General features: G+C 75.5%; 15 protein-coding genes. 12 read left to right on the forward strand and 3 right to left on the reverse strand.

What is annotated here, in order from left to right; genetic code table 11:
• Positions 1-1,261: 1,261 nt before the first annotated feature.
• The 3 genes from BJF88_RS14265 to BJF88_RS14275 all read left to right on the forward strand — a co-directional run bounded on the left by BJF88_RS14265 (position 1,262) and on the right by BJF88_RS14275 (position 2,894).
• Entirely contained in the window at positions 1,262-1,612 is a 351-nt protein-coding gene (locus BJF88_RS14265; protein ID WP_139316091.1) for a hypothetical protein, read from the forward strand.
• 97 nt (positions 1,613-1,709) lie between these two features.
• Positions 1,710-2,309 (forward strand): recombination mediator RecR, encoded by a 600-nt coding sequence (gene recR, locus BJF88_RS14270; RefSeq protein WP_075829298.1) that lies wholly within the window; start codon positions 1,710-1,712, stop codon positions 2,307-2,309.
• A 15-nt stretch (positions 2,310-2,324) separates the two neighbouring features.
• Complete coding sequence (locus BJF88_RS14275) at positions 2,325-2,894, forward strand: DUF5063 domain-containing protein (protein ID WP_075829299.1); 570 nt, start codon at positions 2,325-2,327, stop codon at positions 2,892-2,894.
• A 42-nt stretch (positions 2,895-2,936) separates the two neighbouring features.
• Here the strand turns inward: BJF88_RS14275 and BJF88_RS14280 are convergent, their stop codons facing one another.
• Both BJF88_RS14280 and BJF88_RS14285 read right to left on the reverse strand, forming a co-directional pair.
• A complete protein-coding gene (locus BJF88_RS14280) occupies positions 2,937-3,491 on the reverse strand; it encodes an SRPBCC family protein (RefSeq protein ID WP_075829300.1) in 555 nt (184 codons plus the stop codon).
• Positions 3,488-3,853 (reverse strand): helix-turn-helix transcriptional regulator, encoded by a 366-nt coding sequence (locus BJF88_RS14285; RefSeq protein ID WP_075829301.1) that lies wholly within the window; start codon positions 3,851-3,853, stop codon positions 3,488-3,490. Before BJF88_RS14285 ends, BJF88_RS14280 begins: the two co-directional genes overlap by 4 nt.
• Positions 3,854-3,967: 114 nt before the next feature.
• Here BJF88_RS14285 and BJF88_RS14290 point away from each other — a divergent pair, with 114 nt between their 5' ends.
• The 3 genes from BJF88_RS14290 (at position 3,968) to BJF88_RS14300 (ending at position 7,480) form a co-directional block, all read left to right on the forward strand.
• Complete coding sequence (locus BJF88_RS14290) at positions 3,968-4,780, forward strand: TSUP family transporter (protein ID WP_255372047.1); 813 nt, start codon at positions 3,968-3,970, stop codon at positions 4,778-4,780.
• Positions 4,781-4,949: 169 nt separating this feature from the next.
• The gene (locus BJF88_RS14295; protein ID WP_369824630.1) at positions 4,950-6,311 is read left to right on the forward strand and encodes an aspartate kinase; all 1,362 of its coding nucleotides are present in this window, start codon (positions 4,950-4,952) and stop codon (positions 6,309-6,311) included.
• 23 nt (positions 6,312-6,334) lie between these two features.
• Complete coding sequence (locus BJF88_RS14300) at positions 6,335-7,480, forward strand: aspartate-semialdehyde dehydrogenase (RefSeq protein ID WP_075829302.1); 1,146 nt, start codon at positions 6,335-6,337, stop codon at positions 7,478-7,480.
• Positions 7,481-7,554: 74 nt separating this feature from the next.
• Here BJF88_RS14300 and BJF88_RS14305 read toward each other — a convergent pair whose 3' ends face one another.
• Positions 7,555-8,256, reverse strand: a complete 702-nt coding sequence (locus BJF88_RS14305; RefSeq protein ID WP_075829303.1) for a hypothetical protein — start codon at positions 8,254-8,256, stop codon at positions 7,555-7,557.
• 173 nt (positions 8,257-8,429) lie between these two features.
• Here BJF88_RS14305 and BJF88_RS14310 point away from each other — a divergent pair, with 173 nt between their 5' ends.
• From BJF88_RS14310 to BJF88_RS14335, 6 genes are all read left to right on the forward strand, one after another.
• Positions 8,430-8,846 carry a GntR family transcriptional regulator gene (locus BJF88_RS14310; RefSeq protein WP_083649159.1) on the forward strand — a complete coding sequence of 139 codons (417 nt, stop codon included), beginning with the start codon at positions 8,430-8,432 and terminating at the stop codon, positions 8,844-8,846.
• A gap of 76 nt (positions 8,847-8,922) precedes the next feature.
• Positions 8,923-9,873 (forward strand): ATP-binding cassette domain-containing protein, encoded by a 951-nt coding sequence (locus BJF88_RS14315; RefSeq protein ID WP_075829304.1) that lies wholly within the window; start codon positions 8,923-8,925, stop codon positions 9,871-9,873.
• The gene (locus BJF88_RS14320; RefSeq protein ID WP_075829305.1) at positions 9,870-10,664 is read left to right on the forward strand and encodes a hypothetical protein; all 795 of its coding nucleotides are present in this window, start codon (positions 9,870-9,872) and stop codon (positions 10,662-10,664) included. Before BJF88_RS14315 ends, BJF88_RS14320 begins: the two co-directional genes overlap by 4 nt.
• Positions 10,665-10,812: 148 nt before the next feature.
• Positions 10,813-11,862, forward strand: coding sequence for an ABC transporter ATP-binding protein (locus tag BJF88_RS14325; RefSeq protein ID WP_083649160.1), 1,050 nt, complete (start codon positions 10,813-10,815; stop codon positions 11,860-11,862).
• Entirely contained in the window at positions 11,859-12,662 is an 804-nt protein-coding gene (locus BJF88_RS14330) for an ABC transporter permease (protein WP_075829306.1), read from the forward strand. Before BJF88_RS14325 ends, BJF88_RS14330 begins: the two co-directional genes overlap by 4 nt.
• Before the next feature lie 113 nt (positions 12,663-12,775).
• Complete coding sequence (locus BJF88_RS14335; RefSeq protein WP_075829307.1) at positions 12,776-13,510, forward strand: glutamine amidotransferase; 735 nt, start codon at positions 12,776-12,778, stop codon at positions 13,508-13,510.
• The last annotated feature ends 122 nt before the right edge of the window (positions 13,511-13,632 follow it).

The raw sequence follows: 13,632 nt of genomic DNA on the forward strand, positions 1-13,632 counted from the left end.
CGCTCCGACCCGCCCGGGGTGCCGGGCCCGCCACCGAGCGTGCCGACGCGCCGACGGCGGCGGCTCAGGAGAGCTCCGACGCGGCCCCGAGCGTCCCCGCCGCCGCGTCCGAGCCGGTCTCTGCGTCCGAGCCCGCCGCCACGTCCGAGCCCGCCGCCGGTTCCGAGCCGGCCGCCGGTTCCGAGCCGCGTCCGACGCGGCTCCCGACGTGGCGCCTCTGGGGACGCGGCTCCCGACGTGGCGCCTCTGGGGACGCGGGACGGCGCGTCGGGCCCGGCGTCCGTCACGGACGCGCCGTCGGCGCCCGAACCCGCTGCCGCAGATCCCGCGCCGGCACGCGAGGTGCCCGCGACGGGCCCCGGGGCGCCCGGCGAGCCCGTGGCCCACGACGTCGCGTCCGACGCGCCGGCGGACGGCCGCCCCGCGGCCGAGGACGGGGAGCCCGACGCCGGGGAGGTGGAGTCCCCGGCCGGCGCGCCGACGCCCGTTTCCGGAGCCTCGCCCGCGATGACGACGGAGGAGCTGCGCCGGCGCTGGCCGGAGGTCCTCGAGACCCTCCGGGCGAGCAGGGTCACGTGGTCGCTCGTCAGCACCAACGCGCAGGTCGCCGAGCTCGGGCCGGACGTCCTCCACCTCGCGTTCCCGTCGTCGGGCCTCGCGCGGACGTTCTCGTCGTCGCGCCACACCGGCGCGGTGCAGGACGCGGTCTACCAGACGCTCGGTCTCCAGGTGCGGGTCGAGGCCCGCCTCGCCGAGGAAGGGCCGGGCGGGTACGGCGGCGGTGCACCCTCGGGGCCGGCGGGCCCTGGCCCGGGCGGCGAGGCCGGTGAGCCGGCCGACGCGCCGGCACGACCGGCGTCCCGGGACGGCGCAGAGCGGCCCTGCGGCGCCGGCAGCGCCGTCCGCTCCGGCACCGACCGCGGCGCCGTCCGGGTCCGCGTCGGCCCCGGTGCCCGCGACGGTTCCTGCCGCGTCCCCGCGGGCGTCCGGCGCGGCGGCGGTGTCGCGAGCGGTCGGCACGCGCCGGTGGTCGCGGCGCCGAGCGGCGGTGTCGCGCTCCAGGAGCGCCCCGAGGCGCCCCCCGCGCCGAGCGCCGTGGTCGACGCCGCCGACGAGGCGTGGCTCGCGGGCGCGCCGGTCACCACGGCGCCGATCACCACGCGCCGGTCACCACCGCGCCGACGCCCTCGGCCACGGCGGCGCCGAGGTGCCCGCGCGCGGTCGGCCGGCGCCGTCCGCACCGTCGACCGCGTCACCCACCGTGGACGCGGCGGACGAGGCATGGCTCGCGGGCGCCCGGCTCGCCGAGCCGCCGGCGGACCTCGACGACGGCCCCGAGCCGGAGCCCGTGCTCCAGGAACGGCCCTCGGCGCCCTCGGGCACCGTGCGCGAGACGCCGCGCCAGGCGGCGGAACGGCGTGCCGCCGCACACCGCGAGGCCGCGCTCCGCGGTCCGGCGCACCCGGCGCCCCCGACCGCGGACCCCGCGGAGGACGACCTGCCCTCGCGCGACGACCCGGACATCGTCTCGACGGGGCTCGTCGGCGCGGCGCTCGTCGTGAAACTCCTCGACGGCAAGGTGCTCGAGGAGATCCAGCAGCAGGACGGCTGACCCGGCCGCCACGGATCGTCGTGTCCCTCGGCGGACCGGTGCTCGGTGGACCGCGAGGCGGGCGGAGCCCGTGGTCGGCGCACCGTAGGCTGGGGGAGTGTACGAAGGCGCGGTCCAGGACCTGATCGACGAGCTCGGCCGACTCCCCGGCGTCGGCCCCAAGAGCGCGCAGCGCATCGCGTTCCACCTCCTGGCCACGGACGCCGCGGACGTGCGCCGCCTCGTCGACGCGCTGACCGAGGTCAAGGCCCGCGTCCGGTTCTGCGACACGTGCGGCAACGTCGCCGAGTCCGAGCGGTGCCGCATCTGCGCGGACCCGCGGCGCTCGCCCGAGGTCATCTGCGTCGTCGAGGAGCCGAAGGACGTCGTCGCCATCGAGCGCACGCGGGAGTTCCGCGGCAGGTACCACGTGCTCGGCGGCGCCATCAACCCGATCGAGAACGTCGGGCCGGGGGACCTGCGCATCTCCGAGCTCATGGCGCGGCTCGCGGACGGCCAGGTCACCGAGGTGATCCTGGCGACCGACCCGAACGTCGAGGGCGAGGCGACGGCGACGTACCTCGCGCGCATGCTCGGGCCGATGGGGCTGCGCGTGACGCGCCTCGCGTCCGGGCTGCCGGTCGGGGGAGACTTGGAGTACGCCGACGAGGTGACGCTCGGCAGGGCGTTCGAGGGTCGCCGGCTCGTCGGCGGCTGACGGAAGGACAGGGGCATGGGGGAGATCGAGCACGACCCGGACCTCCGCGAGATCGCGGAGTCGATGGCCGAGCAGGCGCGGGCGTACCTGACGACGACGACGCAGGTCGCCGGGGGAGCCGCGCAGGGTGCGGTGCTGCCCCTGCTGCTGCTCGCGCTGTCGGACGTCCTCGCGGCGGGGGCACGCCTCGGGGCGATGGGCGACGTCGTCCCCGTCGAGCGCTTCGAGCCGGACGCGGGCCCGGACACCGACCTCGACCCGCTGCGCACCGCGCTGTCGCGCCTGTTCGACGGGTTCGACGACTACGTCGAGATCGCCGACCCGCTCGTCGGCCCGGACGTCGCGAGCGCGACCCTGTCGGGCGACCTCGCGTGCGTCGCGGAGGCGCTCGCCAAGGGCCTGCAGCACTACGAGGCCGGGCGCGAGGTCGAGGGCCTGTGGTGGTGGCAGTTCTCGTACGTGTCCCTGTGGGGCGAGCGCGCGGCCAGCGCGCTGCGCGTCCTGCAGAGCGCCCTCGCCCACCTGCGCCTGGACGTGGAGGACGACGTCGCGGCTGAGGCGGAGTACGACGCGCTGCACGCGTGAGGGCCCGCGGTGCACGCCTGACGCCGTCCGGCCGGTGCGCCGTCAGGACCCGGCGGCCGCCCGCGCGTAGTGGTCGCCGAGCGCGGTGAGGTACGGCTCCCACGCGATGTCGGCAGGATCCCGTCCGTCGCGCGCCGCGGCGAGCCGGTCGAGGTAGTACTCCCAGCCGGGCCCGACGTCCTTCGCGTCGTCGGCCGGGCCGAGCACCTGGCGGAACACGAGCGTCGTGACGCCGTCCGCCTCCGTGAGCTCGAAGCCCAGGTGCCAGGTCTCGTCGCCCACGGCCGTGTCGCCGGCGAACCGGTACGGCGGCTCGCAGCGCGTGATGCGGTACTCCTCGGGCTCCGGGTCGTCGCTCTCGGCCGTCATGAAGAACTGCACGCGGCCGGTCGCCGGGTCGCCCTCCCAGTACCCGATCCACCGCGCGAGCCGCCCCGGCTCGGTCAGGCTCGCCCACACGTCCGTGGCGGGGGCCCGGAACGTGCGCGTGACGACGAGCTCGGGGCCCGCCGGGCCGTGCTCGACCGTGCCGCGCGGGACCGGGGCCTGGGCCGCCGCGGGCCGGCCGGGGCCGGCCGGTGTCGTGGTGTCGCTCATGCGCTCTCCTCGTGCCGGGCCGCGCCGTGGGCGGTGCGGCGTTCGTGGGTGGTGCGGCGGACCTCGAGGTCGAGGCCGGCGAGGGCTCGTGCCGGGACCGGCGGCGCCGGCGAGGTCAGTGCGGCGACCAGCGCGCCCACCGGGGCGAGCGCGTCCGGGCGCAGCGAGTACACGCGCAGGCGGCCCTGCGCGGCGACGTCCACGAGGCCGGCGTCGCGCAGCACGCGCAGGTGCCGGCTCACCGCGGGACGCGAGACCGCGGCCTGCGTCGCGGCGAGCTCGCCCGCGGTCATGTCCGTCCCGCTCAGGGCGTGGAGCAGCTCCCGGCGCACCGGGTCGGCGACGGCCTCGAACACGTCCACCCTCGAAGCGTAACCGCTGCGTTACGCGTTGTCACCGACGCGGGTGCCCGCCGGCGCCCCGAGGGAGCGCGGACGTCGCACGGGTGCGGTGCGCCCGCGTGGTACCACTGGGGGGTGCTGCCCGCCTTCGCCCTCCCGTCGTCCGGTGGGCTCGAGATCGACGGACTGACCCTCCTCCTCCTGGTGCTCGCCGCGCTCACCGCCGGCTGGATCGACGCCGTCGTCGGCGGAGGCGGCCTCGTCCAGCTCCCCGCGCTCCTGCTCGTGCCGGGGATCAGCCCGGTGCAGGCGCTCGCGACGAACAAGCTCGCGAGCATCATGGGGACGTCCGTGAGCGCCCTGACCTACTACCGCCGCGTGGGCCCCGACCTGCGCACGGCCGGGCCGATGGCGCTCGCGGCCCTCGTCGGCGCGATCGGCGGGGCGGCGCTCGCGTCGCGCATCCCCGCCGACCTGTTCACGCCGATCATCCTCGTCGTGCTCGTCGGGGTGGCCGTGTACACGGTCGCCCGGCCGAGGATCGGCCACACCACCGCCCTGCGCTGGGAGGGCAACGGGCACCGGTGGGCGGCCGCCGGCATCGGGCTCGTCATCGGCGCCTACGACGGGCTGCTCGGACCGGGGACCGGCACGTTCTTCGTCATCTCGCTCGTGAGCATCCTCGGCTACGCGTTCCTGCCGGCCTCGGCGCTCGCGAAGATCGCCAACTTCGCGACGAACGCCGGCGCGCTCATCTTCTTCGTGCCCTACGGCGCGGTGCTCTGGGGCCTCGGTCTGGTCATGGGGGCCGCCAACCTCCTCGGTGCGTACATCGGCGCGCGCATGGCGGTCGCCAAGGGCAGCGGGTTCGTCCGGGTCGTGTTCGTCGTCGTCGTGGGAGCGCTGATCCTCAAGCTCGGGTACGACGTCGTCGTCGACCTCGCCTGACCCGCGAGCGGCCGCGACGCGGGGCGTGAGGCGGCCGCCGAGCGGCCCGCATCGCGGGACCCGCTTGGCCGGCGGCGGGGACCCGTGCCTATCATCGACGGTCCCACAAGCACCCGGCGGACCGTTGAGAAAGACGGCGGCCGGCGACAGATGGAGCAGCACGTGGCACTTGTCGTGCAGAAGTACGGCGGTTCGTCAGTGGCGGACGCGAGAGCATCAAGAGGGTGGCCAAGCGCATCGCGGAGGCGAGGCGGGCCGGGAACGACGTGGTCGTCGTGGTCTCGGCGATGGGCGACACGACGGACGAGCTCATCGACCTCGCGCAGCAGGTCACCCCCCTCCCGCCGCAGCGGGAGATGGACATCCTCCTCACCGCGGGCGAGCGCATCTCGATGTCGCTGCTCGCGATGGCGATCACCAACCTGGGCGTCCGGGCGAAGTCGTTCACCGGGCAGCAGGCGGGCCTCATCACGGACGCGGTGCACGGCAAGGCGCGCATCGTCGACGTGGTCCCGCACCGCATCCGCGAGACGGTCGAGAAGGGCCATGTCGCGATCGTCGCGGGCTTCCAGGCGTCACGGAGTCGACGAACGACGTGACGACGCTCGGTCGCGGCGGGTCGGACACGACCGCCGTCGCGCTCGCCGCCGGCCTCGGCGCCGACGTGTGCGAGATCTACACCGACGTCGACGGCGTGTTCACCGCCGACCCGCGCATCGTCCCGACCGCGCGCAAGATCGACCGCATCACCTACGAGGAGATGCTGGAGATGGCGGCCAGCGGCGCGAAGGTCCTCGCGCTGCGCTGCGTGGAGTACGGGCGCCGGTACGGCGTGCCGATCCACGTGCGCTCGTCGTTCTCCGGCCGCGAGGGCACGTTCGTCAGCGCGGACGCGCACGTCACCCATGCCCTCAACGGCGACCTCCGCGTGCCGGTCGCCGTCTGGGACCGCGTCCCCGGCACGCTCTCCGCCCCCGACATCACCGCAGCAGCTGCCCCCGAGGAGGCCGCCATGGAAGCCCCGATCATCTCCGGCGTCGCGCACGACCGCAGCGAGGCCAAGATCACGGTCGTCGGCGTCCCGGACGTCCCGGGCAAGGCCGCGCGCCTGTTCGAGGTCGTCGCGAGCTCGGGCGTGAACATCGACATGATCGTCCAGAACGTCTCGGCCGCCCGCACGGGCCTGACGGACATCTCGTTCACCCTCCCCGAGGGCGATGCGAAGGCGGCCTCGTCGGCGCTGTCCGCCGCGCGCGACGAGCTCGGGTTCGAGTCGCTGCAGATCGACGACCAGATCGGCAAGCTCTCGCTCGTCGGTGCGGGCATGAGGTCGCACCCGGGCGTCTCGGCGAAGTTCTTCGCGGCCCTGCGCGACGCGGACATCAACATCGAGATGATCTCCACGTCGGAGATCCGCATCTCGGTCGTCACGCGCGAGGACAAGCTGGACGACGCGGTGCGCGCCGTGCACAGCGCGTTCGACCTCGACGGCGAGGGCGAGGCCGTCGTCTACGCCGGCACCGGCCGCTGACCCGACGACGAGAGGAACCGATCATGAGCACCGAGAACTCTGCCGTGCCCGCGACCGCCCGGGCCCTGAACGTCGCCGTCGTGGGTGCGACGGGCCAGGTGGGCGCCGTGATGCGCCGCCTGCTCGAGGAGCGTGACGTGCCCGTCGCGAGCATCCGCTACTTCGCGTCCGCGCGGTCGGCCGGCTCGACGCTGCCGTGGCGCGGGCAGGACGTCGTCGTCGAGGACGTCGCGGCGACGCCGACCGAGGACCTGCGCGGGATCGACGTCGCGCTGTTCTCCGCGGGGGGCGCGACGTCGAAGGCCCACGCCGAGCGCTTCGCCGAGGCGGGCGCCGTCGTCGTCGACAACTCGTCGGCGTGGCGCATGGACCCCGACGTCCCGCTCGTCGTGTCCGAGGTGAACCCGGCCGCGCTGCGCGAGGCGCGCAAGGGCATCGTCGCGAACCCGAACTGCACGACGATGGCCGCGATGCCCGTCCTCAAGCCGCTCGCGGACGAGGCCGGGCTCGAGCGGCTCGTCGTCGCGACGTACCAGGCGGTGTCCGGGTCCGGTCTCGCCGGTGCCGACGAGCTCCGGTCGCAGGCCGAGGCGGGCGCCGCGGCCGAGGGTGCCGGTCTCGCGGGCCTCGTGCACGACGGCGGGGCGGTCGACTTCCCCGAGCCCTCCACGTTCCCGCGCACCATCGCGTTCAACGTCGTCCCGCTCGCGGGGTCGATCGTCGACGACGGCCTGGAGGAGACGGACGAGGAGAAGAAGCTGCGCAACGAGTCGCGCAAGATCCTCGGCCTGCCCGAGCTCGCGGTGGCCGGCACGTGCGTGCGCGTGCCGGTCTTCACCGGCCACTCGCTCGCGATCCACGCCGAGTTCGGCGCGGCGATCACGCCCGACCGTGCGCGCGAGATCCTCGCCGCCGCGCCGGGTGTCGCGCTCGCCGACGTCCCGAACCCGCTCGAGGCGGCGGGCGCGGACCCGTCGTTCGTGGGGCGCATCCGGACCGACCAGTCGGTGCCGGGTGGCCGCGGCCTCGTGCTGTTCGTGTCGAACGACAACCTGCGCAAGGGCGCCGCGCTCAACGCGGTCCAGATCGCCGAGCTCGTCGCCGCCGACCTCGACGCCGTCCGCAGCGCGTCCGCGGGGGTCTCCGCCGCGGCGTCCGCGCCGGCCTGACGCCGCGGTACCGCGAGATAGAGCCGCAGGCCGCGAGATAGAGCTCCACGAGCTCTACCTCGCGGCCTGCGGCTCTATCTCGGCGTCGGCGCCGCCGCGTCCGGCCGCACGTCCGGCCGCACGTCCGGCTGCACGGTCGGTCGCCGCGTCCCGAGCGTCGGGGCGAGCACCCACAGCGCGACCGCGGCGAGGACGTGCCATGCGGCGTGACCCTGCACCGTCACCCCGAGCGGGCCGTCCGCGTCGCACAGCGGCCACCCCGGCCGGCTCTGGGTCCCCACCGCGCTCCCCACGCCGAGGAGGGCGAGCGCGACCACGGTGCGGCGTCGCACGGCGGGGCGTCGCCACGCCCGCACGGCTCCCGCGACGACGGCGACGGCGGCAGCGAGCGCCTGCGCGAGCGTCGACGCGGGGCCGCCGGCCGCGGCGAGCACGACGTCGGCGAGGGCGGGGACGAGCCACCACCACGTCCGCAGGCGGCGACCGGTGAGGTCGGCCAGCGCGTCGGCCGTGACGAGTGCGAGCACGCCCAGCAGGGGCGGGTCGTGGACGACGGCGTTCCACGACGGCGACGGGCCGTGCTGCACGACGGACCCGATCCCGACGAGCGCGACCAGCACGCCGAGCGCGAGGCGCGGGCTGCGGGTGGCCCGAGCCTCGCGCCGCAGGGCTCCGTGCACGATCGCCGCACCGGCGAGCACGAACGCGAGGCTCGTCCAGGTGCTGAGCGGTTCCGCCCACGGCGTGCCGCCTGCGAGCTCGTACGCTCCTCCCACGCTCCACCGCCCCGTTCGTGCCCTTCCGGTCGTCTCCCAGCGTCCTGCCTCCTCGGCCGGCGCGCGCGGTGTCGCGGCCCGGAGCGCCGGATCCCTTGTGCAGCGCCGCGTCCTGTGGTTCATTAGTGGAGTAACGAACCACGGGACAGCGGCGAGCGGAGAGGACGGGCGGCATGTTCGACGGCCCCGAGCCCATCTACCTCCAGATCGCCCAGATGATCCGTGCGCAGGTGCTCGCCGGGGAGACCGCGGAGGAGGAGCAGGTCATGTCGACGACGGAGCTCGCCACGACGTTCCGCATCAACCCGGCGACGGCCGCCAAGGCGTTCGGCCAGCTCGTCGACGAGGGCGTGCTCTACAAGCGGCGCGGGCTCGGCATGTTCGTCGCGCCCGGTGCGCGCGAGCGCCTGCTCGCCCGGTACCGCGCACGGTTCTTCGACGAGGTCCTCGCCCCGGCGCTCGCGCAGGCGGCCGTCCTCGACATCCCGACGGCCCAGATCGTCGACTACGTCCTCGGCCGGGACGGCCCCGACGGCGGCGTCGACGGGGTCGCGCCGACGAGCGGGTCCCCGACCGGCACGCCTGTCTGACCGCCGCGCCCGTCGCCCGAGCCCGTCGCCCGAGCCCGTCCACCGTGGACCACCCGACACCGACCGGAGAGGTGCCATGACCGCCCGGCCAGCCCAGCCCACCACCGCCCCGCCGCCCTTCGGCGCCGAGCTGCGGGACGTCGTCGTGCGCTACCGCCGCCGGGACGAGGCTCCGGCCCTCGGCGGCGCGAGCCTCACCGTCCGGCCGGGCACGATCACCGGACTGCTGGGGCGCAACGGCGCCGGCAAGACGACGGCCCTGGCGCTCCTCGCCGGGTTCCGCCGGGCCTCGGCCGGCCAGGTGCTCGTCGGCCCCGCCGGCGCGATGGAGGACCCGTTCGAGAACCCCTGGGCCGTCATGCACACCCAGCTCGTCCGCGAGGGCGGTGACGTGTGGGGCGACGACAGGGCGAAGGACACGCTCGCGCACTACGCCGACGCGCGGCCCCTCTGGGACGGCGACCTCGCCGCGGGCCTCCTCGACGAGCTCGAGGTCGACCTCCGCAAGAAGCCCGACGAGATGTCGCGCGGCAAGCGCTCCGCGCTCGGCGCGGTCATCGGCCTCGCCTCGCGTGCGCCCCTGACGATCTTCGACGAGGTGTACCTCGGCATGGACGCGCCCAGCCGGTACGCGTTCTACGACGCCCTCGTCGCCGACTACGCGGAGCACCCGCGCACGATCGTGCTGTCGAGCCATCTCATCGACGAGGTCGAGCGGCTGTTCGAGGACGTCGTCGTCGTGGACCGGGGGCGGGTGCTGCTCGCCGAGCCGGTGGAGGACGTCCGGGCGCGCGGTGTGAGCCTCGTCGGTCCCGCGGACGTCGTCGAGCAGTTCGTCGACGGTCGCCGCGTGCTGTCCCGGCAGCGGCTGGGCGGCACCGCCCAGGTCACCCTCTTCGGCGCGTTCGACGCGGCCCAGCGGCGGCGCGCGACCGACGCGGGCCTCGAGCTCGGGGCCGTCGCGGTCCAGGACCTGTTCGTCCACCTCACCCGGGAGACCGGGCGCGACCGGGAGGCGCAGCGATGACCGATCTCGCCGGGGCCGGCGGCGCCCCACGGCCCACGACCGAGCAGGCGCGCCGGGCCGTGGTCGCGGCCCACCACCGCCGCGGCGTGCGCGCGACCGCCGAGTACATGGTCGGAGCCACGTGGTACATCGGCGTGTGGTTCTGGGCGATCGCCCTCGCGGTCGGCGGCATCATCGTCGCCGCGCAGTCGCGGGCCGGCGACGTCGACGTCAGCGCCCTGAACGGCCCCGCCGGGTCGGCGAAGTTCTTCCTCTTCGTCATGGGCATCGTCCTGCCCCTGACGCTCGTCGTGGTCCACCTCGCGTCCGGCGGGACGCGCCGGTCCTTCCTGCACGGGACCGTCGCGGGCGCTGCGGTCGTCGGGGTCACGTTCGGGCTCGTCGCGGCGCTCCTCGCGTGGGCCGAGCGGTGGCTGTACGACCGGCTCGGGTGGCAGACCGCGTGGCCGCACGGCCAGCTCTACGACGACGGCTCGCAGTTCGGGCTCGTCCTCCTCGTCCAGACGGTCTTCTGCGTCGTGTACTACCTCTCCGGCACGACGATCGCTCTGGGTTACTACCGCACGGGCGGGTGGCTCGGCACCGCGTTGCTGCCCCTGGCGCTCGTGCCCGTCGCCCTGAGCGAGCTCGTCCTGCAGTCGGGCTTCTTCGGTGAGGCCTTCGCCCGGGCCCTCGGCCTGGACGGCACCTCCGCCTGGCTCGGCCTCGCCGGAGGGGTCGTCGCCGCTGCGCTCGCGGTCGTCCTGCTCCACCGGTTCGTCCGCGACGTCCCGCTGCGCGCCGTCGACTAGGCGCGCCGCGCACCGCGGCCCCGTGCCGCTCCGTCCTGCCGCTCCGTCCGGTTCGCCGTGCCGCGGCCACCGTCACCCCCGAGCCGCCCGTCGCCACGGGCACCACCGGTGCCGCCCGGCGGCCCCGCACACCCTGGAGGAGGTCGCCATGACCGCCGCACCACCCCCTGCGCGCCGCACGTCCGCCGTCCCCGAGGCGAGACCGGTCGCGCCCGACGACGCCGGCCCGGTCATCGAGGTCCGGAACCTGCGCAAGACGTACCCGGGGGCGAAGGGCTCGCCCGGGCGCACGGTCGCGGTCGAGGACGTCAGCTTCTCCGTCGCGCGCGGGGAGATCTTCGGTGTCCTCGGGCCGAACGGCGCCGGCAAGACGACGACCGTCGAGTGCCTCGCCGGTCTGCGTGAGGCCGACGGCGGCACCGTCCGCGTGCTCGGCGTCGACCCCCAGCGGCACCCGGAGCGGATCCGCGACGTGCTCGGCGTCCAGCTCCAGGAGTCGGCGCTCAACGAGAAGATCACCGTCGCCGAGGCGATGCACCTGTACGCGTCCTTCTACGAGTCGCCGGCCGACGTCGAGGAGCTCCTCGAGCTCCTCGACCTGACCCCGCACCGCGGCGTGGCGTACGCGAAGCTGTCGGGCGGGCAGAAGCAGCGGCTGTCGATCGCGCTCGCGCTCGTCGGCGACCCGCGCGTCGCCGTCCTCGACGAGCTGACGACCGGGCTCGACCCGCAGGCGCGCCGCACCACGTGGGAGCTCGTCGAGCGCGTGCGCGACCGCGGCGTGACGGTCCTGCTCGTCACGCACTTCATGGACGAGGCCGAGCGGCTGTGCGACCGGCTCGTGATCATCGACGCGGGCCGGGTCGTGGCGCAGGGCAGCCCGGCCGAGCTGATCGACGCGCTCGACGACTCGCGGACGATGCGGCTGCGCGTCCCCGCCGCCGAGCACGACCTCGCCCTCCACACCATCGCCGGGCTCGCCGACGTCGCGTCGGTCGCGGGTGCCGGGCGGGACATCGAGGTGACCGGGACCCGGCGGGTGCTGCCCGCCGTCGTGCTCGCGCTCGCCGAGCAGGACGTGGTGCCCGACGACGTCCGCACCGTCTCCCGCTCGCTCGAGGACGTCTTCGTGGCCGTGACCGGCCGCACCTACGACCCGGCGGCCGAGGCCGCCCCCGCGGAAGGAGACCCGAGATGACCGCGCTCACGACGCGCCCGGTCGCGCGCAGGCCCCGCAGCGGCTGGCGCGGCTTCGGCACCCTGCTGACCACCGAGGCGCGGCTGTGGACGCGCGACGCCGGCACCGTGTTCTTCTCGCTCGTGTTCGCCACCGTCCTGCTCGTCGGCGTCGGGTTCGCCATCCCCGGCATGCGCGACCCGATCACCGACGCGCCGCCGCCGTGGCAAGGGCTCACGCCGATCGCCACCTTCGCGCCGGTCGTCGTGGCCGCGGCGATTGCGACCCCCGCGCTCACGACGATGCCCGTCTACTTCGCGACGTTCCGCGAGAAGGGCGTGCTGCGCCGGCTCTCCACGACGCCGATGCGTCCGCAGGGCATCGTCGTCGCGCACCTGCTGATCAACCTCGCGGCCGTGCTGCTCGGGTCGCTCGTCGCGCTCGGCGTCGGCGAGCTCGTCTTCGGGCTGCCCGCCCCGCGCAGCGTCGGCACCGTCGCGCTCGCGTTCGTCCTCGCCGTCACGTCGATGTTCGCGCTCGGCACGCTCGTCGCGGCCCGCGCGCCCCGCGCGAGCACCGCGTCGGCCGTCGGCACCCTCATCTACTTCCCGCTGCTGTTCCTGTCGGGGCTGTGGACACCCGGCCCGATCATGCCGGACGTCGTGCGGGAGGTCGGGCAGTACACGCCCCTGGGCGCGGCCGCCCAGGCGATGACCGCGGGGTGGTTCGAGGACGGCGTCCCGACGCTGCAGCTCGTCGTCATGGCGGCGTGGACCGCCGTCCTGCTGCCGCTGGGCGTGAAGCTGTTCCGCTGGACGTGACCGCGGCTCTGCCGAACCCCGGGTCGTGCGTCACGGAACGGCTTGCGTGGCGCGCAACCGGGGTTCGGCACCGCGCCGGGCGAGGACGGGGCGGGCCGCATAGCCTGTCGCGCGTGCGGCCCTTCCTGCTCCTCGCCTCGCGTGCGGAGGACGTCGCGGCGGACGGCGAGCACGCGGCCGTCCTCCGCTTCGCCGGCCTGCGCGACGACCAGCTCCAGCGCGTGCGCATGGAAGCCGGCCCGCTGCCGGCGCTCGACCTCGACGACTACTCGGGCGTGATCGTCGGCGGCAGCCCGTTCGACTCCGCGAAGCCGGACGACGAGAAGTCGGACGTGCAGCGCCGTGTGGAGCGCGAGCTCGCCCCGCTGCTCGACGAGATCGTCGACCGGGACTTCCCGTTCCTCGGCGCGTGCTACGGCGTCGGGACGCTCGGGCTGCACGAGGGCGCCGTCGTCGACGCCACGTTCGCCGAGCCGATCGGGCCGGTGACCGTCCGCCTCACGCCGGAGGGCCGTGCCGACCCGCTGCTCGCCGGCCTGCCCGACGCGTTCGAGGCCTACGCCGGGCACAAGGAGGCCGTGCGCGAGCTGCCGCCGCACGCGGTGCTGCTCGCGACGTCGGACGCGTGTCCGGTGCAGATGTTCCGCGTGAAGGAGAACCTCTACGCGACGCAGTTCCACCCCGAGCTCGACCTCGAGGGGATCGTCACGCGCATCGGGGTGTACCGGGACTACGGGTACTTCCCGCCCGAGACGGCCGGCGACGTCGAGGCGACGGTGCGCCGGGGCGACGTCCGCCACCCGCGCCGCATCCTCGAGGCGTTCGTGCGCCGCTACGCGCGCGACTGACGCGGTCCGGCGCCCGGCGGCCGGGGCGGGGGCGGTCGGCGCCCGGCGGGCCGGGGCGGGGCGGGGCCGGTCGGGCGGACGGGACGAACGGTTCAGCGTGCCGCGCGCTCCGGCTCCGGCTC

Source organism: Cellulosimicrobium sp. CUA-896 (assembly GCF_001942335.1).
In the GTDB taxonomy this organism is placed as follows: domain Bacteria; phylum Actinomycetota; class Actinomycetes; order Actinomycetales; family Cellulomonadaceae; genus Cellulosimicrobium.

What these genes read in the sequence shown, in the direction of transcription:
- BJF88_RS14275 (WP_075829299.1), top strand. Translation starts at nt 2,325, where the DNA reads ATGGGGGAGATCGAGCACGACCCGGACCTCCGCGAGATCGCGGAGTCG.
- BJF88_RS14280 (WP_075829300.1), bottom strand. Translation starts at nt 3,491, where the DNA reads ATGAGCGACACCACGACACCGGCCGGCCCCGGCCGGCCCGCGGCGGCC.
- BJF88_RS14300 (WP_075829302.1), top strand. Translation starts at nt 6,335, where the DNA reads ATGAGCACCGAGAACTCTGCCGTGCCCGCGACCGCCCGGGCCCTGAAC.
- BJF88_RS14310 (WP_083649159.1), top strand. Translation starts at nt 8,430, where the DNA reads ATGTTCGACGGCCCCGAGCCCATCTACCTCCAGATCGCCCAGATGATC.
- BJF88_RS14315 (WP_075829304.1), top strand. Translation starts at nt 8,923, where the DNA reads ATGACCGCCCGGCCAGCCCAGCCCACCACCGCCCCGCCGCCCTTCGGC.
- BJF88_RS14320 (WP_075829305.1), top strand. Translation starts at nt 9,870, where the DNA reads ATGACCGATCTCGCCGGGGCCGGCGGCGCCCCACGGCCCACGACCGAG.
- BJF88_RS14325 (WP_083649160.1), top strand. Translation starts at nt 10,813, where the DNA reads ATGACCGCCGCACCACCCCCTGCGCGCCGCACGTCCGCCGTCCCCGAG.
- BJF88_RS14330 (WP_075829306.1), top strand. Translation starts at nt 11,859, where the DNA reads ATGACCGCGCTCACGACGCGCCCGGTCGCGCGCAGGCCCCGCAGCGGC.